The 22963-nt window shown below is 31.4% G+C and carries 25 protein-coding genes; 22 read left to right on the top strand and 3 right to left on the bottom strand.

The features are described 5' to 3' along the window. The first annotated feature begins 55 nt into the window (after positions 1-55). From rpsT to BQ4446_RS03595, 13 genes are all read left to right on the top strand, one after another. Positions 56-325, top strand: a complete 270-nt coding sequence (rpsT, locus tag BQ4446_RS03535) for a 30S ribosomal protein S20 (protein ID WP_071026700.1) — start codon at positions 56-58, stop codon at positions 323-325. A gap of 77 nt (positions 326-402) precedes the next feature. Further along, positions 403-786, top strand: coding sequence for a NusG domain II-containing protein (locus tag BQ4446_RS03540; protein ID WP_071026702.1), 384 nt, complete (start codon positions 403-405; stop codon positions 784-786). After that, the gene (locus tag BQ4446_RS03545) at positions 783-1298 is read left to right on the top strand and encodes a Gx transporter family protein (RefSeq protein WP_071026704.1); all 516 of its coding nucleotides are present in this window, start codon (positions 783-785) and stop codon (positions 1296-1298) included. Before BQ4446_RS03540 ends, BQ4446_RS03545 begins: the two co-directional genes overlap by 4 nt. After that, on the top strand, positions 1295-1882 hold the full coding sequence (locus tag BQ4446_RS03550; protein ID WP_245149655.1) for a nucleoside triphosphate pyrophosphatase: 588 nt from the start codon (positions 1295-1297) through the stop codon (positions 1880-1882). The genes BQ4446_RS03545 and BQ4446_RS03550 overlap by 4 nt, the downstream gene beginning before the upstream one ends. 55 nt (positions 1883-1937) lie before the next feature. Further along, positions 1938-2621 (top strand): RadC family protein, encoded by a 684-nt coding sequence (gene radC / locus BQ4446_RS03555; protein ID WP_071028294.1) that lies wholly within the window; start codon positions 1938-1940, stop codon positions 2619-2621. Positions 2622-2640: 19 nt separating this feature from the next. After that, positions 2641-3201 (top strand): SGNH/GDSL hydrolase family protein, encoded by a 561-nt coding sequence (locus BQ4446_RS03560; protein WP_071026707.1) that lies wholly within the window; start codon positions 2641-2643, stop codon positions 3199-3201. Further along, positions 3186-4322 carry a hypothetical protein gene (locus BQ4446_RS03565; RefSeq protein ID WP_071026709.1) on the top strand — a complete coding sequence of 379 codons (1137 nt, stop codon included), beginning with the start codon at positions 3186-3188 and terminating at the stop codon, positions 4320-4322. The genes BQ4446_RS03560 and BQ4446_RS03565 overlap by 16 nt, the downstream gene beginning before the upstream one ends. After that, positions 4312-4785 carry a pilus assembly FimT family protein gene (locus tag BQ4446_RS03570; protein ID WP_071026710.1) on the top strand — a complete coding sequence of 158 codons (474 nt, stop codon included), beginning with the start codon at positions 4312-4314 and terminating at the stop codon, positions 4783-4785. The genes BQ4446_RS03565 and BQ4446_RS03570 overlap by 11 nt, the downstream gene beginning before the upstream one ends. Continuing rightward, positions 4766-5152: a type II secretion system protein gene (locus BQ4446_RS03575; protein WP_083329026.1), complete on the top strand. Its 387-nt coding sequence runs from the start codon at positions 4766-4768 to the stop codon at positions 5150-5152. The genes BQ4446_RS03570 and BQ4446_RS03575 overlap by 20 nt, the downstream gene beginning before the upstream one ends. Then, a complete protein-coding gene (locus tag BQ4446_RS03580) occupies positions 5094-5636 on the top strand; it encodes a PilW family protein (protein ID WP_071026712.1) in 543 nt (180 codons plus the stop codon). The genes BQ4446_RS03575 and BQ4446_RS03580 overlap by 59 nt, the downstream gene beginning before the upstream one ends. Then, on the top strand, positions 5626-6549 hold the full coding sequence (locus tag BQ4446_RS03585) for a hypothetical protein (protein WP_071026714.1): 924 nt from the start codon (positions 5626-5628) through the stop codon (positions 6547-6549). The genes BQ4446_RS03580 and BQ4446_RS03585 overlap by 11 nt, the downstream gene beginning before the upstream one ends. 61 nt (positions 6550-6610) lie before the next feature. Further along, a complete protein-coding gene (gene efp, locus BQ4446_RS03590; RefSeq protein WP_071026716.1) occupies positions 6611-7168 on the top strand; it encodes an elongation factor P in 558 nt (185 codons plus the stop codon). A gap of 18 nt (positions 7169-7186) precedes the next feature. Further along, positions 7187-7531, top strand: coding sequence for a CD1247 N-terminal domain-containing protein (locus tag BQ4446_RS03595; protein ID WP_071026718.1), 345 nt, complete (start codon positions 7187-7189; stop codon positions 7529-7531). A gap of 71 nt (positions 7532-7602) precedes the next feature. Here BQ4446_RS03595 and BQ4446_RS03600 read toward each other — a convergent pair whose 3' ends face one another. Genes BQ4446_RS03600 through lepA form a run of 3 tightly spaced genes read right to left on the bottom strand, consistent with a single transcriptional unit; the run spans position 7603 to position 11328 of the window. Then, positions 7603-8352, bottom strand: coding sequence for an NADPH-dependent oxidoreductase (locus BQ4446_RS03600; protein ID WP_071026719.1), 750 nt, complete (start codon positions 8350-8352; stop codon positions 7603-7605). Positions 8353-8390: 38 nt separating this feature from the next. Further along, positions 8391-9530 carry a radical SAM family heme chaperone HemW gene (gene hemW / locus BQ4446_RS03605; protein WP_470381997.1) on the bottom strand — a complete coding sequence of 380 codons (1140 nt, stop codon included), beginning with the start codon at positions 9528-9530 and terminating at the stop codon, positions 8391-8393. Continuing rightward, entirely contained in the window at positions 9517-11328 is a 1812-nt protein-coding gene (gene lepA / locus BQ4446_RS03610) for a translation elongation factor 4 (protein ID WP_071026723.1), read from the bottom strand. The genes hemW and lepA overlap by 14 nt, the downstream gene beginning before the upstream one ends. Positions 11329-11548: 220 nt before the next feature. On the opposite strand from lepA, the gene BQ4446_RS03615 reads away from it, so the two are divergent. The 9 genes from BQ4446_RS03615 (at position 11549) to mtaB (ending at position 22940) form a co-directional block, all read left to right on the top strand. After that, on the top strand, positions 11549-14272 hold the full coding sequence (locus BQ4446_RS03615) for a G5 domain-containing protein (RefSeq protein WP_071026725.1): 2724 nt from the start codon (positions 11549-11551) through the stop codon (positions 14270-14272). 409 nt (positions 14273-14681) lie between these two features. Next, positions 14682-15710: a heat-inducible transcriptional repressor HrcA gene (gene hrcA / locus BQ4446_RS03620; protein WP_071026727.1), complete on the top strand. Its 1029-nt coding sequence runs from the start codon at positions 14682-14684 to the stop codon at positions 15708-15710. Further along, the gene (gene grpE, locus BQ4446_RS03625; protein WP_071026730.1) at positions 15710-16297 is read left to right on the top strand and encodes a nucleotide exchange factor GrpE; all 588 of its coding nucleotides are present in this window, start codon (positions 15710-15712) and stop codon (positions 16295-16297) included. The genes hrcA and grpE overlap by 1 nt, the downstream gene beginning before the upstream one ends. A gap of 14 nt (positions 16298-16311) precedes the next feature. Next, positions 16312-18150 carry a molecular chaperone DnaK gene (gene dnaK, locus BQ4446_RS03630; RefSeq protein ID WP_071026731.1) on the top strand — a complete coding sequence of 613 codons (1839 nt, stop codon included), beginning with the start codon at positions 16312-16314 and terminating at the stop codon, positions 18148-18150. 92 nt (positions 18151-18242) lie between these two features. Beyond that, complete coding sequence (gene dnaJ / locus BQ4446_RS03635; protein WP_071026733.1) at positions 18243-19367, top strand: molecular chaperone DnaJ; 1125 nt, start codon at positions 18243-18245, stop codon at positions 19365-19367. Between the two features lie 85 nt (positions 19368-19452). Continuing rightward, positions 19453-19887 carry a Dps family protein gene (locus BQ4446_RS03640; protein WP_071026735.1) on the top strand — a complete coding sequence of 145 codons (435 nt, stop codon included), beginning with the start codon at positions 19453-19455 and terminating at the stop codon, positions 19885-19887. Between the two features lie 166 nt (positions 19888-20053). Beyond that, positions 20054-20959 (top strand): 50S ribosomal protein L11 methyltransferase, encoded by a 906-nt coding sequence (gene prmA, locus BQ4446_RS03645; protein ID WP_071026737.1) that lies wholly within the window; start codon positions 20054-20056, stop codon positions 20957-20959. Continuing rightward, positions 20952-21644 (top strand): RsmE family RNA methyltransferase, encoded by a 693-nt coding sequence (locus BQ4446_RS03650; protein WP_071026739.1) that lies wholly within the window; start codon positions 20952-20954, stop codon positions 21642-21644. Before prmA ends, BQ4446_RS03650 begins: the two co-directional genes overlap by 8 nt. Beyond that, positions 21645-22940: a tRNA (N(6)-L-threonylcarbamoyladenosine(37)-C(2))-methylthiotransferase MtaB gene (gene mtaB, locus BQ4446_RS03655; protein ID WP_071026740.1), complete on the top strand. Its 1296-nt coding sequence runs from the start codon at positions 21645-21647 to the stop codon at positions 22938-22940. The last annotated feature ends 23 nt before the right edge of the window (positions 22941-22963 follow it).

Below are 22963 nucleotides of genomic sequence, written 5' to 3' on the forward strand. Positions count from 1 at the left end.
AGGGAAAATCTGTTAAAATTTGTTAAGTTAATAATCTAGGAGTGGAGGTGCTAGTATGGCAAATATTAAATCTGCAATCAAAAGAATTGACGTTTCCAGAAGAAACGAGTTAAGAAATAAACATAGAAGTACTCAAGTTAAAAATGCTATTAAAAAGTTTAACAGTGCTATTGATCTTGGAAATTTAGATGAAGCTAAAGAACTTTTAAAAGAAGCAGACAAGAAACTAAAAAAAGCAGCTACAAAAAATGTTATTCATAAAAATGAAGCAGCTAGAAAAATTTCAAGACTTACAAGAAAATTAAACAAGGCATTAGCCGGATAATAGAGATTGAGAAGGTCTCTATTTTTTTTATATTTTTTTAGAAATACATCTTATGCTATAATTATGGAGAGGTAGATATGAAAAAAGGAGATTTTTTAGTAATTTTTTTAATTTTACTAATATCTGGGCTAGTTGCCTTTTTTAATACAAAAAATTTTATGGAGAAGGACACAAGTGGCGGCAAAAAAGTTGTTATAAGTGTAGATGGAAAAGTTTTTAAGGAAGTAGAATTAAATAAAAAAACTGATGAAATTATAAAAATATATAATGAATTTGGTCACAATGAAATAATTATAAAAAATGAAAGAGTTTTTATGGAAGAGTCTGATTGCAAGGATAAAATTTGTTTACATATGGGGAAAATTTTTCGGGTTGGCGACACAATTATATGCCTACCCCATAGGCTTTTAGTTAAAATTGTGGCAGATGACAATGGCGGGCTGGATGTGGTTTTAAAATGAAGACGAGAAAAATTATTTTTTTATCACTTTTGACAGCCCTTGGACTTGTTTTGGGTTTTTTTGAATCATTTATGCCCCTTCCATTGGCAATTCCAGGAGCAAGGCTTGGACTTTCTAATATTGTTGTCCTTGTTACAATTGTTTCCTTTGGTTACAGAGAAGGATTTGCTTTAGCTCTTTTAAAAACAATTCTTCTAACTTTTGTTACGGGGTCAGTCTCTGCATTTTTTTATTCTTTTGCAGGAGCTTTATTGTCATCAATTGCCATGGTTTTGGCCCATAGATTTCTAAAAAAATATTTATCCCTTATAGGAATTTCTGAAATTGGATCATTTTTTCATAATTTAGGTCAGGTTTTAATGGCATCATTTATGCTTAAATCCATGACCATAATTTCCTATCTTCCCCTTCTTGTGATTCTTGGAATTTTTACGGGATATTTTGTTGGACTTGCCGGCACATATATAACAAGGCATTTGGAAAAAATTAATTTTGAGGTAAATAAATTATGAAAATTATTTTAGGTTCTGGATCTTCTGGTAGGAGGGAAGTTTTAGAAAAATTCACAGACTTTGATGTGGAAGTTTCTAAGTTAGAAGAAAAAAAAGATTATAAGGATATCAAAATTTTAACTATGGCCCTATCTTTTGAAAAGGCCTACTCAGTTTCTCAAAATCATAAGGATGCCCTTGTCATTGGAGCTGACACCATGATTTCTTTTGAAGGAAAAAATATTGGCAAGGCCAAGGATTATGAAGAAGCCTTTCAAAAATTAAGAGACTTTTCAGGAAAGACCCACGAAATTTATACAGGTTTTTCCCTTATCTATCCCCCGAAAAATTTTAAATATACAGACTATGAAAAAACTCTTGTGACTTTTAAAAATTTGTCAGATAGAGAAATTCATGAATATTTAAAGACGGGAGAATATATTGGCAAAGCTGGTTCTTATTCAATAAGCGAAAGGGGAGGACTTTTAATTTCATCAATTTGCGGCGACTATAATAATGTTATTGGCCTACCTATTACAAAAATAAATGAAATTTTAATAGAATATTTAAATATAAATTTAATGGGAAGTGAAAACCTTGGATAAAAATTCTGAAAAAATAGAAAACAAGGTCCCAAAGGTTGGCTATACAATTAAAGAGATGCTTGAAGACGAAAGGCCCCAAGAAAAATTAATGAAAAATGGGCCGGAAACTTTGGCAAATGAAGAATTACTTGCCCTAATAATAAGAACTGGTACTAATGATATGAGTGCCATTGAACTTTCAAGAAAAATTTTATATGAACTTCAGCTCGACAAAAGTCATGGAGATATTTTAGAGGGTCTTAGGTTTGCATCAATTGACAAATTAAAAAATATTAAGGGGATTGGAGATGCAAAGGCGGCAATGATTATGGCAGCCCTTACCCTTGGCCAAAGATTAAATAAAAGATCTCTTTCAAATAAAATAAGAATTACAAATCCTGGAATTGCTGCAGAATATGTTATGAGTGAAATGAGAGAATATACTACTGAACACTTTAAGATTATGATCTTAAATACAAAAAAGGAAATTCTTTACATAAGAGAAATTTCTCACGGGACAATCAATATGACCCTTGTCCACCCAAGAGAAGTTTTTAAAAGGGCCATTGAAGATGGGGCCCATTCAATTATTCTTCTTCACAATCATCCAACTGGAGACCCTAAACCTTCACATGAAGATATTAAACTTACAAGAAATTTGCTTCAAGGGTCAAAAATTTTGCAAATTGACATTTTAGATCATATTATTATTGGTGACAACATTTATTTTTCATTTTTAAAAGAAGGACTAATGGATTAAGGAGGTTAAAGAGCTTAAAATGGAAGAAATAATTATTGCCCTTGGGGATTCGATTTTTGCTGGATATTTGGCAGATGGGAAATCATTTATTTATCATTTGAAAAAAGATTTTAATATTGAAAATAAGGCAGTTCCAGGGGAAAGCACAGGTCAGCTTAAAGATTTTCTTTTAGATTTTAAAGATGAAGGCTATTCTCACGCCCTTATTCATGTAGGCATTAATGATTTTTTACAGCTAAGGGGCTTTGTTTTAGTTAAGAAAAATATTAGGGAGATTATAAAAATTTTAAAAGAAAAGAATATAAGGCCCCTAATATTTTTGCCAATGGAAATTACAAGTTTAGCTACCAGTTATGGCTGGGTAAGTGGAGGTAATTTTGACAAAGTTATTGGTAAGATTAGGGACTATAGAATTTTTTTAAAGGATCTTTGTAATGAAGAAAATATACCCTATATTGACCTTGAAGCTTATGGGATAAATAAAAACAATTTTATTGACGGTATCCACCCATCAGAAGACCTTCACAAAGTTTTATATGAAAAGATGAGGGAGGACTTCAGCAAATGCCTGAAAATATAAAAAAGATTTCTAAAATTAGAAGCCTTTCAAAAAGAGAAAAAATTTTACTGGCAATTCTATCTTTTTTAGTACTTGAAGTTTTTTTATATGGGTTCTTAATCAGGGACAAAAATATTAGCTATAATAATTTAAAAAATCTTCCTGACAGAAAAGAAAAAATTGACATGCCTGAAAAATTTACAGGTCTTGCAGATTTTGGCGAAGAAAACTTAAATAAATTTAAAAAGAACTTGGCCATAAGTGATGAGGAAATTCAAATAACAGATTCATATAATAAAAAAGTCCTTGAAGTTCAAAAAATTTTTCAGGAAGGTGACCTTGCAAATTTAAAGTTATATTCAGCTTACTATGGCTTTTCAGAAATAAATCTTCATAGGGAGAAAACGGGAGCTTTCTTAGGAAAATTTATAGGTCAAAAGGAAGTGGAAAATCTTTCATATGGGGACATTAGAAAGGCATATTTTGAAGATGGGAAAGATTTAGAAAAAGATTCTCAAAATATTAATAAAAATTCAGAAGTCACTGAAATTTCCAATGCTGGTGGTCTTCCAAAGGCAAATAATAATTTGAAGGCGGCAAGTGAAAAGATAGCTGAAGTTCCTAAAAATGAAATTAAAGAAGACGACCTTTTAAATGAAAAGTTAGAAGAAAACAAGGACCTTTTAGAAATTCCAAAGGATTTTAATCTTAAGAGTTTTTCCTATGATCCCAATAAAATAGAATTTGAAAATCTTGAAATTTCCGGTCTAAATTCAAAGGGGACCTATCTTGAAAATATTAAGGCCTTAAGCATTTTTTATGGTTCAGAAGATCCTGAAAATATAGAAGATTCACAAGATAAAATTATAAAAATTTTATTTCCTGAGGGGCAAAGGGATATTTCCTTTGAAATTCTTCTTGATCAAAATTTTAAGGGCAGTTTTGGGATAATTGGCCCTGACGGATCTCTTAGCCCTTATAAAGAAGATGAAAATTCTTACTTAAGTAATTTTAAAAATACGGGTCAAAGGGACTGGGAATATATTAATTTTAAGGGAGAAGACATTAGGGGAATTTTTATTGATCCCCATGAAGATAGAGAAAATATTATTTTTTTAAGGAAGCTTAGACATGAAAGTTAGGGGCTTTAGTCTTTTGGAATTAATTATGGTCATGGCAATTATGGCCATTCTTTTGTCTGTTGGAATTTTTAAGGCAAATCCATTGGAAACTTATAAGGCCAAAAATCAAATAAAAGAACTTGCCCTAAATATTGACTATGTTAGAAATTTTTCTCAAAAAACGGGAATAAGGTCAAGCCTTTTAATTAATAATGAGGGCTATTCTTTTGACCTTGGAGGAGAGAATAATGAAATAAAATTTTCAAAACTCCTAGAAGTCTATGAAAAAAATCTCGATAAAATCACATTTACAGAACTTGGCAAGCCGGCTTTTCCAAAGGAATCAAATACTAGTGGTCACATTATTTTTAAAATAAGGGACAAATTTTATAAGATAACAGTTGTGCCCGTAACGGGCAAGGTAAATTTTTATAATAATTATACTTTAGAGGACGAAGAGAAAAATGGAGGAGAGAATTTTTAAAGATTTAAAATTTATAAAAAAGGGCGGCTCTCTTATGCTTGAACTTATTTTTTCCCTAGGCCTTGTGGGTCTTGTAGCTGTAAGCCTTCTTTCGAATTTTTATAATATGACAAGGGCAAACGGTGTTTTAAATGACAGAAATAATTTAATAAACTATGGAAATTCTCAAATGGAAGAAGTGATTGCTGGAGTTTATAGGGGAGAAGGAGTTAAAAATCCAGGGGATTTTGAAAATTATTTATCATCTATTGAAAATCAAAAGTCAGATGGTCTTAATCATATTATTTTAAAAGTTAAGGATTTAAGAAATGAAAAAGAAATTGAGCTCGAAGTCTACCTTAAAGAAGAGGGGATTTTCACTAATTGAAACAGTTTTAGTCCTAAGCCTTGCAGGAATATTAATAACAGCTATGGCATCCTTATTTTATTTGGGAGAAAAATCCCTTTCAAAAAATTATTTAGATAGAAAAAATAAGGAGGAGTATCAATACATTTTAGATTATATTAAAGATGAAGTTTTAGAGGCTCATTATTATTATCAGGCAGCAAATGACGGAGGTATAGTTTTAATTGCCCCCGATAAAAAATCTACCAAAAATTATAGCTACATATACTATGAAAATTATGATTTAAAAATTTTCAGACTAACAAAAACCTATAATGACATAAGAAAAGTAAGTGCAAGTTTTGAAAAATATAGGGGAGGAGGAAAAAATGTTTTGGGAGAGGATTTAAGCCTAAAGGGAGAAGTGAAAGATGGCCTTTATGAACTTGAAATTTATAAGAAGGGAAAACTTTTAATGGCTAAAAAAATTGCCCTTAGGGCAGAGGAAGTCAAAAATGAAAAATAGGGGATTTATTTACATATTCACTTTAGTCATAATAAGCCTTTTGGCATTAGTTTTTTATTTTATTTATTCATCTTCTTTAAATGGGTCTTTAATTGCAAGACTTAGGCTTAATAAAATTCAGGCCGATTATATGGCAGAGTCCGCCATTAATATTGTTATGGCAAATAAAAATTTTAAGGACGAAATTGAAAATAAATATTATGAGATGGATGGGCATGAAAAATTTTGGAATCCTACTCTAACAGAGAATTTAAAGGATACGCAAATAAATAATCTGCAAGGCAAAATAATGAAAGGCGGAAAATTTAATATAAGTTCAGATGTGACTTATAAAAAATTAAATTCAAAAATGATTCTTGAAGGGACTTTTATAAATAAATTTTATCTTGAAAGTGACGGGATTTTAAATTCAAAAAAAGGGGAGGCTAAAGATTTATTAGAATTTGTCTCCTCCTTTGAAAAATTAAAAAATGGTCAGATTGAAGGAGCAAAAATCCTAATAACTAAGGGCGACTATGTAATAGGGACTAGAAATGGAAGACCTGCAATTTTTGAAGAATTTGAAGGGCCAAAGGGAAGGGAAGAAATAATAAAATCCTATCTTGAGCCAGGAGTAATTTTATATATACAAGAGGGAAGCGTTAAACTGGAAAAATCGCCAGCTTATTTAGATAATCCCATAATTTTAAATGGAGTCCTTAAGGGCGACAAATTAATTATGGAAGGATTTTTATTTATTGACAGAGAAGGTCTTCTCCAAAGTAAGACAAAAGTTGATGGCTATTTAATAGATATTTTTGACAGAGCAGGCGATATTAGTGTAAAATATAGGCAAGAAAATTTAAAAAAATATGGAAAAATTTTACCTGATTATATAAAAATTAAGGCTGGTAGATTAATTAAAAATAATTAAGAGTAATTAATTAGAAAAAAATTGGGTATTTCAAAAATGTTAGAAGTTTAGGAGGATTTTTATGTTAACAGCAGGAGATTTTAGAAAAGGGTTAACTTTTGAAATGGATTCAGATGTCTATGAAGTAGTAGATTTTCAACACGTTAAACCGGGTAAGGGTGCAGCTTTTGTAAGAGCTAAAATTAAATCCGTTTTAACTGGAGCTATTAAGGATACAACTTTCAATCCGTCTGAAAAGTTTGAAAAGGCTACAATTGAAAGTAAGCAAATGCAATATCTTTACAATGATGGCGAATTATATTATTTTATGGACCAAGAAACTTATGAACAAATTCCTTTGGAAAAATCTATGGTAGAAGAAGCCTTGAATTTCATCAAGGAAAATGACGTAGTAAATATTAATTTTTACAAGGGAAAGGCCTTTAGAGTATCTCCTGAAAATTTTGTAGAACTTGAAATAACAGCTACCGAACCAGGAGTGAAGGGCGATACTTCAAGTGGTGGTTCAAAACCTGCCACAGTTGAAACAGGTTTCACTTTAAATGTTCCCCTATTTGTAAACACCGGTGATGTAATTAGAATTGATACAAGAACTGGCGAGTATATGTCAAGAGTATAATTTATTTGGAGGTAAAAAATGGATTATTTATTAAAAAGAATTTCTTATTTAAAAGGATTAGCTGACGGTTACAATTTAGATGACTCAACAAAAGAAGGCAAAATTTTATCAGAACTTTTAGACCTAGTTTCAGATATGGTTGATGAAATGAAAGATTCAAGAGAAGAACTTGAAGATTACATTGACTTAATTGATGAAGATCTTTCAGAACTTGAAGATTTTTGCTATGAAGAAGATGACGATGACGACTTCTATGATGATGACGATTTTGTCTTCGATGATTCAGATTTTTACGATGAAGATGAAGAAGGGGAAGAAAAAGATGAAGAATCTTGTTCAGGCTCCTGCGATTTATGTGACTAATTAATCTTTAAAATAAATATATAAAAGTCCCGGCAACCGCCGGGATTTTCTTTTGTCTAAATTATATTCATTTATAAGTGAAGGTCAAAACCTTGCTTTTGTATGGATTTTATTAATTTCTTTCTATTATGGGACATTTTTTTACTTTGGGTCACAACTTGGCTTGTAAAATAGTCCACTCTTTTATTTGCCTCCCTCAAATCATAATAAGTTCTCATAACCTCATCATAGTCCTTTAATTCATCTAAATAAGAATCAAAAATTTTATATTCATTAGTAAAGACTTTTTTATCAAGGGGCATCCTTGGTTTAAGCTGAGGGTTTTGATTAGGCACGCCAATTCCAAGACCTATTAGTGGAAAAGTTAATTTTGGCAGCTTTATAATTCTAATTACTTCATCAATGTCATTATATATATTTCCAAAATAATTTGTGCCATATCCAAGAGATTCTGCTGCAATAACTAAATTTTGACAAGCAATAAAGGAGTCGCTTACTCCTTGAAAAAATAAGTCTATTGAATTAAAAAGGCTAATATCTTCTCCCTTTTCAGTTCCTATTCTAGCATTTCTATAAAGGTCAACTATAAAAATTAAAAGCTCCCTTGCATCCTTCATATAATCTTGCCCTCCAATTATGGCAAGCCTATCTTTTATCTTTTGATCCTTAATTCTAACTATTGAATATCTTTGAAGTCCAACAGAAGTTGGGGCATGGTTTGCTGCTTCAAGCATAAGCTTAAAATCTTCATCTTTAATTTCCTCGTTTGTAAATTTTCTAATTGTTCTATGATTTAACTGAGTTTTTATTGTTTCGTTCATTATTATCCCTCCATAAATCTTAGCAGTTATCTTATACCTTATTTTATAAAATCCACTTCAACAATATTTGAAAGGTCTCTGCCCCTTTTACTTAAGCCTATAAAATCATCACTAACCCATAAAAGGCCATCATCTTTATGTTTTTTAATTTCATCTTTATAATAATTTTTAAAGTCAATGGAAAATCTATTTGAAAATTCTTTTAAGTCAATTCCCTTATTTAGTCTTATGCCCATAATGGCAAATTCTGAAATTCGCTCTTTTTTTGAAAGCTCTTCAGAAAAGGAAATTGGAAATTTATTGTGGTCAAGTTTTTGGTAATAGTCTGTAAAAAAACTTGTGTTGGTAAATCTTTTCTTTCCTATATTTGATGAGGCTGAAAGTCCAAAGCCCAAATAATTTTTTAGTTTCCAATAGGAAAGATTGTGCCTTGATTCAAAACCTTTTTTTGCAAAATTTGAGATTTCATATTGGTCATAGGCCATTTGACATAGTTTTTCGCATACATAATGATACATTTGTCTATCTTCATCCTCATTAGGGAAAATCCTCCTATTTTTTTCATATAGTTTTTTAATATTTGTTCCATCTTCAATTATTAGGGAATAGTAAGATATGTGGCTAGGATTTATTTTTTTTATATAGGCCATGGAAATTTCAAGGTCCTCAAGTTTTTGATAGGGAAGGGCAAGCATTAAGTCGAGATTAAAATTTTTAAAGCCAAGGGATTTTATATTTTCACTAGCTTCTAAAATTTCCTTGGTCTTATGAACTCTCCCAATAGATTTTAAAATTTTTTCATTAAAGGATTGGGCACCCATAGAAATCCTATTTATGCCAAGTGATTTATAAATTTTTAATTTTTCATAGGTAAGGGAATTTGGATTTCCTTCAAGGCTAATTTCAGGATTTTTGAAAACCTTAAATTTATAAATTTCTTCCATTATTTCGCTTATATATTTTTCGTCAATAGATGAAGGAGTTCCACCGCCAAAAAAAATACTTTCAATTTCACTAGCTCTTAAAAGCTCTTGGTATAAGCTAATTTCTTTTTTTAAATAACTAGTATATTTTTGGACTTCTTTTTCATTAATAACAGAAGAGCAGAAGTCGCAATAATGACATCTGCTCTCGCAAAAGGGTATATGAATATATAGGGAAATTTTATTTTTCTTCATCATATTTTAATACCGCAAGGAAAGCATCTTGAGGAATTTCTACATTTCCGATTTGACGCATTCTTTTCTTACCTTCCTTTTGTTTTTCCAGTAATTTTCTCTTTCTGGAAATATCTCCGCCGTAACATTTTGCCAGAACGTCTTTTCTTAAGGCCTTAATTGTTTCTCTGGCAATTATTTTATTTCCAATGGCTGCTTGAATAGGTATTTGAAATTGCTGCCTTGGAATAACGTCCTTTAATTTTTCGCAAATCTTTCTGGCCTTAGTGTAGGCTGTTGATTCGTGAACAATTAAGGAGAAGGCATCGACAAGTTCTCCGTTAATTAATATGTCAAGTTTAACAAGGGATGATTCTTTGTAGCCTGTAAGTTCGTAGTCATAAGAAGCATAACCCCTGGTCTTTGATTTTAAAGCATCAAAGAAATCATAAATAACTTCATTTAGGGGAAGATCATATTTTATTAAGGTTCTAGTCTTTTCAAGATAAGTCATATCTATAAAAATCCCCCTCCTATTTTGGCAAAGTTCCATAACCGCTCCAACATAATCTGTGGGGCACATTATTTCCGCCCTAACAATTGGCTCTTCAATTTTATCAATTTGGGTTATCTCTGGCATATTTGTTGGATTTTGAATTTCAACTGAAGTCCCGTCAGTTTTATCAATTTTATATATAACAGATGGAGAAGTTGTAACTAAATTCAAATCAAATTCCCTTTCCAGCCTTTCCTGAATTATTTCCATGTGGAGAAGACCTAAAAATCCGCATCTAAAACCAAAACCAAGGGCCTGAGATGTTTCAGATTCAAAGACAAGGGCAGCATCATTTACTTGCAACTTTTCAAGAGCTTCCCTAACGTTTGAATATTCTTCTCCTTCACCAGGATAAATTCCGCAAAAAACCATAGGCACAACTTTTTTATAACCTGGGAGGGCTTCATCTGTTGGATTTTTAAAATTTGTAATTGTATCGCCAACTCTTGCGTCGCCAACAGTTTTTATGGCCGCACAAATAAATCCAACATCGCCTGCTGAAAGGCTATCAGTTGGAATGTGTCCATTGGCAGTAAAGCCAACTTCCACAACTTCAAATTTTTTATTTGTTGCCATCATTAAAATTTCATCTCCTGCCTTAACTGTTCCTTCAAAAATTCTAACCTGGCAAACAACTCCCCTATAAGAATCGTAACTTGAATCAAAAATGAGGGCCTTTAAGGGTTTATTGGGATCGCCTGTGGGCGCAGGAAAAGTATCCACAATGGAATGGAGAACATATTCAATTCCAATCCCATTTTTGGCAGAAATTAAAGGAGCATCTTCCGCATCAATTCCAATTATATCTTCTATTTCTTGTTTAACTTCATCGGGATGGGCTGAGGGCAAATCAATTTTATTTAAAACTGGCAATAAATCTAAATTTTGATCAGCAGCAAGATAAACATTGGCAAGAGTTTGAGCTTCAACGCCTTGGGATGAATCTACAACAACAATTGCCCCTTCACAAGCCGCAAGAGATCTTGAAACTTCATAATTAAAGTCCACATGGCCAGGAGTATCTATTAAATTTAAAATATATTCTTCTCCGTTCCTATCATCTTTATAGACAAGCCTAATGGCCTTAAGTTTTATAGTGATGCCTCTTTCCCTTTCAAGATCCATAGAATCTAAAACCTGCTCTTCCATTTCTCTTTTAGTAAGCATGCCAGTAGATTCAATTAATCTGTCAGCAAGAGTGGATTTGCCGTGGTCAATATGGGCTATTATTGAAAAGTTTCTAATGTTTTTTTGATTTCTCATTCTATCTCATCCTTTTTCATACAAAAATTCCTAAAATATTTGTTAATTAATTTTATCACAAAAGCCTGAAATTTAAAATAAAGCTAAATTCCTATATTTTTTAAGCAGGGATTAAAATTTAAAGGAGTAGCCATTTTTAAAATTAAAAGTTACTTAAAAAAGGCTTGACTATATATATATATATATATAATGGTTGCAAAATAGGAATTGAGGAGGAATTATGAAAAAAAGAAAAATTATGTTCATTATTTCGGGTTTGGTTTTCTTTTCTTCAATCAGTCCAGCAGTGGTTTTTGCAGAAAATGAAATATCACCCATAAGGCAAGAAATTGTAGAAGAATTTATCGATGATGATGTTACTAATGAAAATCAGCTATTAGAAAATAGTCCGTTAGACAATCAAGATGGTGAATTAAGCGAACTTGAAATTTCGAATCCAATAGTATCAAGTGCTGTAAGAGCAGCACCCCAAAGTGTAATAAACCTGATAAATGGATATATTGGTCAAGGCATTGACTATGATGGATGGCATGACTATCAATGTGTAGATTTAGCAAATAGATATGCTCATGATTTATTTGGCATTGATGGTCGTACTTTATTAGGTCAAGTTGACTATGCTCATCAAATTTTTAACATGGCAAATGGCTCATATTTTACAAAGATTCGAAATGAATATGGAAATCTAAATAGCTATCCGCTGCCAGGAGATATAGTAATATGGAATAGCAATGTAGGTGGAGGTTGTGGTCATGTAGGTATCTGTAAAAGTGCCGATGGTAATACTATTACGTTAATTCAACAAGATGGAACTCAAAGATGGAGACCCACCCACGTTGCAAGATGGAGATATGAAAACTGTACTGGATGGCTAAGACCAAAGTATGAATTATCTAATTACAAGCCTGTAAATAATGTTGTAACTAAGACTGAGTATGAAGACGTAACTATTCCGTTTAATAGAGTTAGACAATTTAATGTAAATCTTCCTCTTAATACTCCTGAAAGGACAAGTGTTAATGGAGCTAATGGTACTAAGCGAATTTACTATAATGTTACATATACTAATGGAGTTGTAACTAATAAAGTAAAAAGTGGAGAAAGCATAATTAAACAAGCAGTAAACGAAGTTACAACCTATGGTCCTACAGGAAGTCAAGAGGAGATAACTAAAACTACTAAAATTCCTTTTAAAACGGAAAGAAAATTAATTCAAGGTATGGACTTAAATAAGGAAAAAGTCCATCAAGAAGGGAAGGATGGATATGTTGCTAAAAAATATTTGAGGACAACTTATACCAATCCTGAATATGGACCTGAAGGTCAGCGTGTTGTTGAAAAATATCTAAGTGAAACTACCATAAACCCTACTACAAAAATAATCCACTATGGTCCTAAGGTTAAAATTACTGAAAAAACTCTAACAGATCAAGTATATTCTGATTTTAAAACAGTTAGAAGACTTAATAAAGATTTAGCCTTTAATACAGAAAAAGTTGTTCAAGAAGGAGCAAGGGGAATTGACAAGGTTTATAAAAAAGTTAAATATTATGAAAATATTGAAGGATATGAAGGTCCTGACACAGAATATGAAATTATTAAAACTGAAGTTTTAAAAGCTCCGGTAGATAAAATTATTGAATATGGTCCTAGAGTAATTACAACTATTGATACAGTAAAAGAACAAGAGAAAATACATTTTGAAACTAAAAGAAAATTGGATTCTCGTTTAAAAATGAATGTAGAAGTAGAAAAGTACCCTGGAAGTGAAGGCATTCTTGAAAAAGAATATAGAATTACTAGATTTAATAATATCGAAGGATATGAAGGTCCTAAAGAAAAAAGAGAACTATTAAAAGAAACTGTCACTTTAAAACCTGTGGATAAAGTTATACATTATGGTCCTAAAGTGGAAATAACTACTGAAAATATTGTTGAAAATGAAGACATTCCTTTTGAAACTAAAAGAGTTTTTGATAAGACATTAGATTTTAACAAGGAAATTATTAAACAAGAGGGTAAACTAGGTATTCTTTCTAAGGAATATAAAATAACCCACTTTAATAATATCGAAGGATATGAAGGTCCTAAAGAAAAAAGAGAACTATTAAAAGAAACTGTCACTTTAAAACCTGTGGATAAAGTTATACATTATGGTCCTAAAGTAGAAATAACTACTGAAAATGTTGTTGAAAATGAAGACATTCCTTTTGAAACTAAGAGAATAGCTGATTCAAATATGAGAAGAGGCTCTGAATTAGTTATACAAGATGGAAAAGTTGGAAAATTGGAAAAACGCTATAAAATAATTAGGTATAAAAATATTGAAGGATACGAAGGAAAAACTGAAGAGAGGGTACTAGTTAGTGAACTTGTAAAAAAAGAATCTATAGATAAAATTATTCACTACGGAACTAAAGAATATTATAATGATTCGTTCATAGGAGCTTTTAATAATTCTTCTGTAACTTCAAATAGAATTATTAAAAAAGTGAATACACAAAAAGATTCCAAACTAAAGAACTCTATAGTGTTGAAAATTGATTCTAAAGAATATATAAGGACAATCAGTGGAGTATCTGAGAAACTTCAAATAGATACCCCTCCTGTAATAAAAAGTAATAGAACCCTATTGCCTATGAGATTTATTGCAGAATTAATCGGCGTTAAAGTAGATTATGATCCAGCAACTAGAACTGCGATATTTAAAAAAGGTGAGTTAACAGCAAAAATTCAAATAGACGGAGATGGAATATTACTTTCAAATGGAGAGGTTATTAAGATGGATACTAAAGTTCTTATAAGAAATAATAGAATTTTAATACCTATTACAAATATTTCAAAATTATTTGGACTAACTAACGGAGATGTTAGTGATGATCTAGATCAAGATATTGAATGGAATAGTACAGATAGAACAGTTACAATTTTCTTTAACAAATAGTAAAAAGATTAAGACAATAAAAAAGACTTATAAATGGCTCTAGCATATATGCTGGGGCTGTTTCTATTTAGTTTTATTTGCTTTATTTCTTGGTATAAAAAATCCTCTTGACTAGTTTTTATTTTAATAAGGAGGATTTTATTTCTATCTATATGTTAAAGAATGAACTGTATACATATAAAGATAAAAGAAATAGGAAATTGATACGGGTAAAGATTCAAATGAAACATGTAAAAAATATACTTTCTTTAAAAAAGATTACTACTTTTAATAAAGAGATAATAACTATTGCGAATTATGTAATTTATGTGAAATTTTAAAAATCCCTTGACAAGAAAGATCAAATATTTTATTATAGAAACATAGAGTTAGCACTCGTTAATTAAGAGTGCTAATAAAGGAGGGAATTATGGACAGGAGAAAAGTTGATATTCTAAATGCCATAATAAGTTCATATATAAATGAACCGGTGCCAGTTGGTTCTAGAACACTTTCAAAGGACTATGACTTAGGCATCTCCTCTGCAACAATTCGTAATGAGATGGCGGATCTTGAAGATTTAGGTTATTTAAATAAACCTCACCAATCTGCTGGTAGAGTACCATCATTTAAGGCTTATAGGTATTTTGTAAATGAATATATTGAAGAGGATGAAGAAAAAGATTACGACCAAAGACTTGTAGATAATCTTAAAGAAAAAATTTCAAGATCCTCAGGGGATTTTAATGAAATTTTTAAGACGGCAGCTGCAATTTTAGCAGACGCTTCAAAATGTACAGCCTATATAGTTGCTCCTCGAAAATCAGACAGGACCATTAAAAAACTTGCCCTAGTTAAAATTCAAGAGGGTTTGTTTTTACTAATAATTATTGGCGATAGAGGAGTTGTTGAAAGACATTTTATTTCCCTTGCTTTAGATGCAAGTGATGAAGAACTTGACCAAATTGCCGATATGATTTCAAAAAAAGTAACAGGTCTTGACTTTGATGAAATTTCTTCCATCAGCCTAAGCCTTAAGGGCTCAAGTGTAAAATTTAAAGATTTATTTGAAGAGATTTTAAATAGACTTAATAATTTCAATAGAAAGGTATCTTCAATTGACATTTATTATGATGGTCTTACAAATATTTTTAATTTTGAAGAATATAGGGATTTAAATAAGGCTAGAGAATTTATGTCCTTTATTGAAGATAGGGATTCACTTTTAAGTATTTTAGCCGGTAAAAATTTTACCAAAGATTTGGAAGTCATTATTGGTGATGAAAATAGGGCAGAGCTTATGAAAACTAGCTCCATTATAAGGGCGGTTTTTGCAGGAGAAAATAATTTGTATGGCAGCCTTGGAGTTATTGGTCCGGCTAGGATGGACTATAGAAAACTTATTAGGACAGTCGGCATTTTTAAAAGAACGGTGGAAGAACTATTGGAGGAAATGTAATGGCAGATAAAAATAAAAAAATAGATGAAGAATTAAAAGAAAATAAGGAGGATGAAAGTTTAGATGAAAATCTAAAGGACTCATCAGATTTAGGGGGCGGGGAATTTGAAATTCCCATTGCAGATGATATAGAAATAATAGAAGAAAATGAAGAAAATCCCAAAGAAGATGAAAGACTTAAGGATTTAACTGACAAATTTATGAGGCTTCAAGCGGATTTCACAAATTTTAAAAGGAGAACGGAAAAGGAAAAAAGTTCGTATATTGATTTAGGAATAAGTAAAATTGCCTCTTCAATATTACCTGTTATAGATAATTTTGAAAGATCTATGGATGCAGAAACTGAACATGATGGATTTTATGAGGGCATAATTTTAATCAAAAGTCAATTAATTGATGCCTTAAAGGCAAATGGCATTGTAGAAATGAAGGCAAAGGGAGAAAAATTTGATCCCAATTTTCATCATGCAGTTATGACTGAAAAAAGTGATGAATATGAAGAAGGTATTGTAACTGAAGTTTTACAAAAGGGATATTTAATTAATGATAAAGTGCTAAGACCTGCAATGGTTAAGGTTTCAGAATAAGGAGGAAAATAATAATGAGTAAAATTATAGGAATAGACTTAGGAACAACAAATTCAGCAGTAGCTGTTATGGAAGGTGGGGACGCAATAATTATCCCCAATATCGAAGGAAACAGAACAACTCCTTCTGTTGTAGCTTTTACAAAAGATGGAGAAAGACTTGTAGGCGAAACAGCAAAACGTCAAGCAATAACAAACCCTGATAGAACTGTCCAATCAATTAAAAGACACATGGGTTCTGATTATAAGATTACTATTGACGGTAAAACTTATACACCTCAAGATATTTCAGCAATGATTCTTCAAAAGATGAAGTCTGATGCAGAATCTTATTTGGGAGAAAAAATTACAGATGCTGTAATAACAGTGCCTGCTTATTTTACAGATTCACAAAGACAAGCAACAAAGGATGCAGGAAAAATTGCTGGCCTTAATGTTAAGAGAATTGTAAATGAACCAACAGCTGCAGCTCTTGCCTATGGCGAAGATAAGGATAAAGAATCACAAACAGTTATGGTTTATGATCTTGGTGGCGGAACATTTGACGTTTCAATTTTGGAACTTTCTGACGGAGTTTTTGAAGTTCGTGCAACTCGTGGAAATAATAAACTTGGTGGGGACGACTTTGATAATAGACTTATTGATTATATAGCTGGTGAATTTAAAAAGGAAAATGGCATTGATTTAAAATCTGACAAAATGAGCCTTCAAAGATTAAAAGAAGCGGCAGAAAAAGCTAAGAAGGAATTATCTTCAACAATGTCAACAAATATAAATCTTCCATTTATTACTGCAACAGCTCAAGGTCCATTGCACCTAAATATGGACATCACTCGTGCAAAATTTGATGAATTAACAAGAGATCTTGTAAAGATGACAGAAACTCCTGTTACAGACGCTTTAAAAGATGCTGGACTTTCAGCATCAGAAATTGACAAAGTTTTATTAGTTGGTGGCTCAACAAGAATTCCTGCAGTTCAAGAATGTATTAAGAAATTAATTGGCAAAGACCCACAAAAAGATATAAATCCTGATGAATGTGTTGCTCTTGGTGCAGCAATTCAAGGCGGAGTTTTATCTGGCGATGTTAAAGACTTACTTTTACTTGATGTAACACCACTTTCTTTAGGAATTGAAACAATGGGAAATATTACTACAAGACTTATTGAAAGAAATACAACAATTCCTACAAAGAAGTCACAAATATTTACAACAGCAGCAGATAATCAAACGTCTGTAGAAATTCACGTGCTTCAAGGTGAAAGACAAATGGCTCAAGATAATGTGACTCTTGGAAGATTTAACCTTGACGGAATCGCACCAGCAAGGCGTGGAGTTCCACAAATCGAAGTTACTTTTGACATTGATGCCAATGGCATTGTAAATGTATCTGCAAAAGATTTAGGAACAGGAAAAGAGCAACACATTACCATTACTTCATCTTCAAACTTAACGGATGCAGAAATTGATAAGAAGGTTAAGGAAGCTGAAATGTATGCCAAAGAAGATGAAAATAAAAAGAATTTAATTGAAGCAAGAAATAATGCAGATTCAATAATTTATCAATCAGAATCCACCTTAAAGGACGTTGAAGGAAAAATTTCTGAAGATGAAAAGAAAAATATTGAAGATGCCATTGCAGACCTTAAATCAGTTAAAGAAGGAGATAATCTTGAAGAAATTAAAGCAAAGACAGAAAATTTAACAAAGGCTTTCTATAGTGTTTCTGAAAAGATTTATAAAGATGCAAATCCGAATGGAGGAGCGACTACAAATCCAGGAGCAGGTCAAGAAGCAAATAAAGATGATGTTGTTGACGCTGATTATGAAGTTGTAGATGACGACGAAGAATAATATTTGGAAAATAATTAAATAAGAATAAAGTTGCAAGTCTTCTTGCAACTTTAATTTTTTTCATGTATATTTATACTTCTAGTGAGGTGACTATGAGAGATTTTTACGAAATCCTTGAAGTAGATAGAAATGTTAGTAAGGAAGAATTAAAAAAGTCCTATAAAAAAATGGCGAAAAAATATCATCCTGATTTAAATCCGGGAGATAAGGAAGCGGAAAGTAAATTTAAGGAAATTTCCTATGCCTATGAAGTCCTTTCAGATGACTCTAAAAGACAAATTTATGATAACTATGGAGAAGAGGGACTAAAGGGAGGATTTTCTGGAGAGTCATCTGGATTCGGTGGATTTTCAGATATTTTTGATGATATTTTTGATATATTTGGCGGCGGTGCTGGATTTAGGACAAGTTATAGGGATGATAGAAGCTATCCCCAAAAGGGCAGCGAAATAAGCGTAGAAATTGATCTTGATTTTTTTGAAGCAGTTTTTGGCACTGAAAAGGAAATAAATGTTAAGGTCAAAAGTAAATGTAATCATTGCCATGGCGGAGGAAATGAACCAGGAACTAAAAAAGAAAAGTGCGATAAATGTCATGGCAGCGGACAAATTAGAGTTGAGCAGTCTTCGCCTTTTGGTAGAATTGTAAGGACAACAACTTGTGACAAGTGTCAAGGCAAGGGAGAAATAATTGAAGAGCCATGCAAAAAATGCAAGAGTTCAGGAATTGTTACTAATGCAAAAAAAATAAATGTAAAAATCCCAGCTGGCGTTGACACAGGAAATATTATCACCCTTTCGGGTCAAGGAAATGAAGGAATTAATGGCGGTCCTAAAGGAGATATTTATGTCTATATAAAAGTCCGTGAGGATTCCGTTTTTAAAAGAAGATCCTATGACCTCTTTATAGATATACCAATTTCCTATTCTGATGCTGTTTTGGGCGGGATTATAAAAATCCCAACTCTTACAAAAATTGTGGACTACGAAATACCTAAGGGAACGAAGGGAGGCACTACTTTTAAATTAAAGGGAGAAGGTGTGCCTGTTGTCAATAAAAATTACAAGGGAGATTTATATTTTACTGTAAATATTTTAATTCCTAAAAAAGTTTCAGATGAAGAAAGGGAGCTTTTGGAAAAATTGAGAAAAAATGACAGTGAAATAAAGCATGAACAAAAATCTTTTTTTGATAAAGTTAAGGACCTATTCGATTAATTTGTTTAGTAAATTTTATTAGGGGTATAATAAGAAAGAACAATTAAGAAATAATGTATTTCAAATTATAATTAGGAGGAAAAAAATGACAAAAGATAAAAAATTTGAAAAATTAGATGTATATTTAGCAAATCTTGAAGTAGGAAATATTTACCTACACAATTTACACTGGAATGTTGAAGGCTTTACTTTCAAAGCAGTTCATGAATATTTAGAAGGACTTTATGATGAATTCTTCGAAATGCTTGATGCTGTAGCTGAATATGAAAGACAAAAGGGTGTTTTTCCACCAGCATCTCTTAAAGAATATTTAGAATTATCTGACCTTAAGGAAAGAGAATCTAAAACAGTTGAAGCTAAAGAAGCAATTGAAAAAGCTCTTGAATTAATTAAGCACATGAAAGAACTTGCTCTTGAAATTAGAGAAGAAACAGAATGTTTTGTACTTTCAAATATGCTTGAAGACCATGTAACAAATTACAATAAAGAAATTTGGTTCATGGAATCAATGCTTAAATAAGAATAGATTTTAATTATTAAGATGGCCTGTGTGCCATCTTTTTTTGTGCCTTGAAATTTTAGGGGATATTTGGCGAATTATTAAAATGTTATCTATTAAATATATAAAGAAAAATTAGCTTCTTTTGAAAAGGCAGAAGATAATATATAATATAGGTGGTGATCGTATGAAATATATTGAAATGCAAATAGATACAAAAATAGAAAATCGTGACAAGATTCTTGGAATTTTATATGACGAAAATTTATTTGAAGTGGAAGAAATTTATAGGGACCTTAAAGATGAATTAAAACAAAATGAGAGAGATTGGGATTTTTTTGAAGGAGAAAATCTTTCTGTTGAAAAGGACCAACTGATTTTTAGGGTCTATCCAGAAAATAAGAATCATGGGGAAAAATTAAAAAAATTATTAGAGGATGAAAATTTAGGGTCTTGCAAAATTTTAGAAAAAGATGATTTGGACTGGAAAAATGCTTGGAAGGCCTATTATAAACCTCTTGAAATAGGAAAAAATCTTGCTATTGTCCCTGCATGGGAAGAATATGAAAATAAGGAAAATCGAAAGATTATAAAAATTGAGCCTGGTATGGCTTTTGGTACAGGAACTCATGAGTCAACATCCCTTTGCCTTTTAATGCTTGAAAAATATTTACGACCGAAAGATACAGTCTTTGACATTGGATGTGGGTCTGGAATTTTAGCTATAGCTGCAATAAAACTTGGAGCGAAGTCTGCTCTTTTAGTCGACATCGACGAAAAATGTATAAGGGCAAGTGAAGAAAATGCTATTCTTAACCAAGTGGAAGATATAGTTTCTATAAAAAAGGGGAATTTACTTGACACAGTTAGGGGAAAATGCGATATTATTATTTCCAATATTATTGCAGAAATAATTGTAGATGAAATTAAGGATTTAAAAAATCATTTAGAAAAGGGCGGAATATTTATAACTTCAGGCATCATCAAAGAAAAAAAGAACTTAGTTATAGATAGTCTAAAAAATTCTGGATTCGATATTTTAGAATCACAAGGGAAAAATGACTGGCTTGTCATTGTAGCAAAATATGTATAGATTTTTTGAAAATAGAAATTATGATAATAAAAATGACCTTTCAAAGGAAAATTACCACCACCTAAAAAATGTCATAAGAATTGAGGAAGATGAGGATTTTGAAGTTATCTTTAAGGATAAGAATTTAATCTTTAATCTTTTAGAAGATAAGCTAATTTTAAAGGGAGAAGGTCAAAAAAATAGGGAGTCTGATATAAATCTTAGCCTATTTTTCGGAATCTTAAAGGGAGATAAAAACGAAAAAATAATTGAACGTGGAACTGAAGTTGGCGTAAAAGATTTTTATCCCCTAGTTATGGAAAGGTGCATTTCAAATATTTCTGCAAAGGAAGATAAAAAAATTTTAAGATGGCAAAAAATTTCCGAGGCGGCTGCAAAACAGGCAAAAAGAGATATAATCCCCCTTGTTCATAGACCTATAAAGCCTGTAGAGCTTATAGAAAATTTTAAGGGCGATTTAATTCTTTTATATGAAGGGGAAGAGGAGATTTTTTTTAAGGACATAAAAAGCAAGCTTTCAAAAAATCTTGGTCTTGTGGTTGGGCCAGAAGGAGGAATTTCTCCTAAGGAACTTGAGATTTTTAAAGACGCATATAAAATTTCTCTTGGGAGGAGAATATTAAGGGCCGAAACCGCAGCAATTGCTGGCTCCTTTTATATAATACACAATTTGGAGTGTGATTAAATGGCAAAAACTTTTTCAATTTTAACTTTAGGATGCAAAGTTAATCAATATGAATCTGAAGCCATGGCTGAACTTTTTGAAAAAAATGGATATATACAAGTTGATAATGATACTGATGTTGCCGATGTTTATATTGTAAATACTTGCACAGTTACAAATTTATCTGATAGAAAATCAAGACAATATATTAGACGTGCAAAAAGAGAAAATCCTGATTCTACAGTTGCAGTTGTCGGATGTTATGCTCAGGTTGCTCCTAAGGAAGTTGAAAAAATAGAGGGTGTAGATGTTGTAATTGGGACGAGTGAAAGATCTAAAATTGTTGACTTAGTAGAAGAAGCCAAAGAAGACGATAAAAAAATAAATATTGTAAGAGATATAAAAAAAGACAGAGATTTTCAGTTTATAAAAATAGATGAAAATTTTCATAAAACAAGAAGTTACATGAAAGTTCAAGATGGATGTAACAGGTATTGCACTTACTGCATCATCCCTTATGCCAGAGGAACCATTAGATCAAGAAGAATTGGAGATTGTGTAAGAGAAGCAACAAGGCTTGCAAATGCTGGTTATAAGGAAATAATATTGACAGGTATTCATGTGGGAAGCTATGGGGTTGATTTAGGACCTGTGAGGTTAATAGATTTAATTGAAGCTATAGCTGAAGTTGATGGTATAGAGAGAATAAGATTATCATCAGTTGAACCAAATATCATAAGTGAAGACTTCATGAGAAGAGCAATTGCGTGTTCAAAATTATGTGACCATTTCCATTTATCCCTTCAATCAGGGTCTAATAATATTTTAAAGGCAATGAATAGACACTACACAAAAGAAGTTTATATTGAAAAAACAAAAATCATAAAAAAATATATGCCTTATGCCGGCTTAACAACTGATATAATAGTGGGTTTTCCTGGCGAAAGTGATGAAGATTTTGAAGCTTCAATGTCAATAGTAAGAGAAGTGGAATTTTCAAAAGTCCACGTATTTAAGTATTCCAAAAGAAAGAATACACCAGCAGCAAATATGAAAAATCAAATAGATGGTAATATTAAAATCAAAAGGTCTGAAATTTTGATGGAGTTGGCAGAAGAATATTTGAAAAAATTCAGAAAAAAGAATATGAATAGAACTTGTAAAGTTTTATTTGAAGAATATGAGGATGGATACTACTTGGGTTATACAAGCAATTATATCAGGGTAAAATTAAAAAGTCGGGAAAACTTAATTAATAAAATAAGAGATGTAAAAATTTTAAATGATGAAAATATAGCTTGTGCCAAATTACTATAAGAAATTTCTTCAAAAATATATTA

It is taken from the genome of Peptoniphilus raoultii (assembly GCF_900099555.1).
Classification (GTDB): Bacteria; Bacillota; Clostridia; order Tissierellales; family Peptoniphilaceae; genus Peptoniphilus_A; species Peptoniphilus_A raoultii.

What these genes read in the sequence shown, in the direction of transcription:
- rpsT (WP_071026700.1), top strand. Translation starts at nt 56, where the DNA reads ATGGCAAATATTAAATCTGCAATCAAAAGAATTGACGTTTCCAGAAGA.
- BQ4446_RS03540 (WP_071026702.1), top strand. Translation starts at nt 403, where the DNA reads ATGAAAAAAGGAGATTTTTTAGTAATTTTTTTAATTTTACTAATATCT.
- BQ4446_RS03545 (WP_071026704.1), top strand. Translation starts at nt 783, where the DNA reads ATGAAGACGAGAAAAATTATTTTTTTATCACTTTTGACAGCCCTTGGA.
- BQ4446_RS03550 (WP_245149655.1), top strand. Translation starts at nt 1,295, where the DNA reads ATGAAAATTATTTTAGGTTCTGGATCTTCTGGTAGGAGGGAAGTTTTA.
- radC (WP_071028294.1), top strand. Translation starts at nt 1,938, where the DNA reads ATGCTTGAAGACGAAAGGCCCCAAGAAAAATTAATGAAAAATGGGCCG.
- BQ4446_RS03560 (WP_071026707.1), top strand. Translation starts at nt 2,641, where the DNA reads ATGGAAGAAATAATTATTGCCCTTGGGGATTCGATTTTTGCTGGATAT.
- BQ4446_RS03565 (WP_071026709.1), top strand. Translation starts at nt 3,186, where the DNA reads ATGCCTGAAAATATAAAAAAGATTTCTAAAATTAGAAGCCTTTCAAAA.
- BQ4446_RS03570 (WP_071026710.1), top strand. Translation starts at nt 4,312, where the DNA reads ATGAAAGTTAGGGGCTTTAGTCTTTTGGAATTAATTATGGTCATGGCA.
- BQ4446_RS03575 (WP_083329026.1), top strand. Translation starts at nt 4,766, where the DNA reads ATGGAGGAGAGAATTTTTAAAGATTTAAAATTTATAAAAAAGGGCGGC.
- BQ4446_RS03580 (WP_071026712.1), top strand. Translation starts at nt 5,094, where the DNA reads ATGAAAAAGAAATTGAGCTCGAAGTCTACCTTAAAGAAGAGGGGATTT.
- BQ4446_RS03585 (WP_071026714.1), top strand. Translation starts at nt 5,626, where the DNA reads ATGAAAAATAGGGGATTTATTTACATATTCACTTTAGTCATAATAAGC.
- efp (WP_071026716.1), top strand. Translation starts at nt 6,611, where the DNA reads ATGTTAACAGCAGGAGATTTTAGAAAAGGGTTAACTTTTGAAATGGAT.
- BQ4446_RS03595 (WP_071026718.1), top strand. Translation starts at nt 7,187, where the DNA reads ATGGATTATTTATTAAAAAGAATTTCTTATTTAAAAGGATTAGCTGAC.
- BQ4446_RS03600 (WP_071026719.1), bottom strand. Translation starts at nt 8,352, where the DNA reads ATGAACGAAACAATAAAAACTCAGTTAAATCATAGAACAATTAGAAAA.
- hemW (WP_470381997.1), bottom strand. Translation starts at nt 9,530, where the DNA reads ATGAAGAAAAATAAAATTTCCCTATATATTCATATACCCTTTTGCGAG.
- lepA (WP_071026723.1), bottom strand. Translation starts at nt 11,328, where the DNA reads ATGAGAAATCAAAAAAACATTAGAAACTTTTCAATAATAGCCCATATT.
- BQ4446_RS03615 (WP_071026725.1), top strand. Translation starts at nt 11,549, where the DNA reads ATGAAAAAAAGAAAAATTATGTTCATTATTTCGGGTTTGGTTTTCTTT.
- hrcA (WP_071026727.1), top strand. Translation starts at nt 14,682, where the DNA reads ATGGACAGGAGAAAAGTTGATATTCTAAATGCCATAATAAGTTCATAT.
- grpE (WP_071026730.1), top strand. Translation starts at nt 15,710, where the DNA reads ATGGCAGATAAAAATAAAAAAATAGATGAAGAATTAAAAGAAAATAAG.
- dnaK (WP_071026731.1), top strand. Translation starts at nt 16,312, where the DNA reads ATGAGTAAAATTATAGGAATAGACTTAGGAACAACAAATTCAGCAGTA.
- dnaJ (WP_071026733.1), top strand. Translation starts at nt 18,243, where the DNA reads ATGAGAGATTTTTACGAAATCCTTGAAGTAGATAGAAATGTTAGTAAG.
- BQ4446_RS03640 (WP_071026735.1), top strand. Translation starts at nt 19,453, where the DNA reads ATGACAAAAGATAAAAAATTTGAAAAATTAGATGTATATTTAGCAAAT.
- prmA (WP_071026737.1), top strand. Translation starts at nt 20,054, where the DNA reads ATGAAATATATTGAAATGCAAATAGATACAAAAATAGAAAATCGTGAC.
- BQ4446_RS03650 (WP_071026739.1), top strand. Translation starts at nt 20,952, where the DNA reads ATGTATAGATTTTTTGAAAATAGAAATTATGATAATAAAAATGACCTT.
- mtaB (WP_071026740.1), top strand. Translation starts at nt 21,645, where the DNA reads ATGGCAAAAACTTTTTCAATTTTAACTTTAGGATGCAAAGTTAATCAA.